Here is a 2,048-nt window from a genome sequence, read left to right as displayed (position 1 = left end):
GAGACGCTCGCGCCCCAGAGTCCGGCCTGCCAGAGGCGCCGGGCTGTCTCTGTCTGGAGGCGCCAGCCGTTGGTCGTAAGCAGTGGAAAATGCCACTGAGCAAGGGCGCGGACGATTTCCGCGAGATCGGGCCTCAAGAGCGGTTCGCCGCCGGCGAGGTTGACGAGGAGGGAGCCTGAGCAGGCGAGGTTGGCCGCCCCTCGCGCGAAGTCGGCGACGGAGAGTTCCTCGTCGCGGGAGTGGGGCTCCTGCCAGTAGGAGCAGATGCGGCAGCGGAAGTTGCAACGGTAGGTGACCTGCCAGGCGCACCAGACGGGCCGGCGGGCGACGTAGGCGCGGAGGAGGCGGACCTTTTTTTCGGAGGGCGAAAGTTGGGTGTTGGTTCGCGTCATAAGTTGTGTTTCGAACGGCATGGCTAAGCCACCCGCCTTCGCCGGAGGCTACGGCGGGCAAGCAAGCGGCACCCTCAGCGCCGGATGGGCGGGCCGAGAAACGGTTTGACGACCAGTTCGAAGAAGGTCCGCCCTTTGCCAATTTTGGCGCGCCGGGCGAGGCGAATCAAGGCTGCGGTCCGCGGACGGTGGACGGCGTAGGGAACGGTCTCGCGGGCCGTGATGAGATCGTCTTCGGAGAGGGCGGGGAGGGCGAGGGCAGGGCGACCGGCGCGGTAGGCGGCGGCGGGGTCGCCGACGAGCCAGCCGTTTTCCCTAGCGGCGGCGTAGGCCCGCGTGCCCGGCGCGGGAAAGTGCAGGACCGCTTCCACCCGGTCGGGGGCGAGGCGATTGAGCATCAAGAGCGTCTCGTCGAGCGAGGCGGGGGTTTCGTAGGGCGCGCCGATTTCGACCCGGGCGGCGCTTCGGACGCCGGCGCGGCGAAGGGCGGCAAAGGCGGCCGCAAGATCCCCGGCGGAGACCTCAAGATCGAGGATGTCGTTGCGGATAAGCGTCGAGCCGCTGCCGACCTCGATGAGGACCTCCTCGCACCCGGCGCGGGCGAGCAGCGGAGCGACGGCGTCGGTGACGTCGCGGGGCGCGAGAACGGTGCGAAAGGGCAAGGCCACGTCGCGGGCGTAGGCGTCGGCGAACTTGGCCAACCACTCGGGGGCGGAGACCCAGCGGGGATTGGTGATGCGGAAGCCGGCCATGTCGATGTGTTCTTCGGCGAGGTTAAACATCTCCTGGAGGATGGCGCGCAGGGGGCGGTGGATGACGGGCCAGGGTGCGGCGGGCTGGGGGGTCGGCACGGGAACGGGGGCGGCGGCCTGGCGTGTTTCGCCGCCGCGGGCGACACAGACCTCAGCGTAGCCGCCCGAATCGAGGACCAGGTCGGAAAGGTAGAGGTCGCGGGCGGGCGGCGGAGAGTCGCTGAGGGATTCCGGCGGGCGGACGGGGGCGTTGCGCATGATGCCCGATTCGCATTTGATCCAGAGGCCGGGGGTCTTCAGATGTTCGAGACCTTCGTGCGGCGCGTCGAGGTAGGCGGGGATGGCGCGGTCGGCCGGGCTGATGGCGACAGCCTGGACGCCGCTCATGCTCAGGCAGTCGTCGGGGCATCGAGCGGGATGGGGGCCGAACAGAAGGAGTTGGGCGCCGGTGATGCGAGCGAGGGAGTCGGCGATGCGGCGGGCGAGGTCGGCCGAAAGACTTTCGACGTACAAGGCGACGGCGTCAGGAGCGGTTCCGGTGAGGGCGGCGTCGAGGGCGGCTTCGTCACAGGATTCGAGAATGAGGAGCGAGGCGTCGTGGCCGCGGGCGCGCAAGACGGCGCCCAGCAAGGCGACTTCGTGGCGGTAAGGGTTTCGCTGGGCGTCCAGGTCGGCGGCGGATTGAACGAGGAGGACGCGCATGGGCTACTCCAGGGCGGCGGCGTCGGGAGCCAGACGCATCGCCTCGGGGTTGCAGAGGCGGTGGACGAGCGTCTCCATGGCGAGGCGTTCGTGGGCGGAGGTCTTGGCGGCGAGGTCGGCATCCACGAGAGCCTGATACGCGGCCGCGAGGTGGTCGGCGGAAAAAGCCTCGACGGCGCGGCGAACGCGCGCGAAGGCGCCG

General features: G+C 69.8%; 3 protein-coding genes. All 3 read right to left on the bottom strand.

Annotated elements, in window-relative coordinates:
* Positions 1-413 (bottom strand): radical SAM protein (locus tag NTX40_09880; protein ID MCX5649386.1); only part of this gene is annotated, 413 nt, incomplete at its 3' end.
* Positions 414-466: 53 nt separating this feature from the next.
* Positions 467-1,846 carry a hypothetical protein gene (locus tag NTX40_09875; GenBank protein MCX5649385.1) on the bottom strand — a complete coding sequence of 460 codons (1,380 nt, stop codon included), beginning with the start codon at positions 1,844-1,846 and terminating at the stop codon, positions 467-469.
* Positions 1,847-1,849: 3 nt separating this feature from the next.
* On the bottom strand, positions 1,850-2,048 hold a 199-nt coding region (locus tag NTX40_09870), incomplete at its 5' end, for a hypothetical protein (GenBank protein ID MCX5649384.1).

The organism is Planctomycetota bacterium (genome assembly GCA_026387035.1).
Classification (GTDB): domain Bacteria; phylum Planctomycetota; class Phycisphaerae; order FEN-1346; family FEN-1346; genus JAPLMM01.
This window is presented reverse-complemented; position numbering and strand designations above follow the sequence as displayed.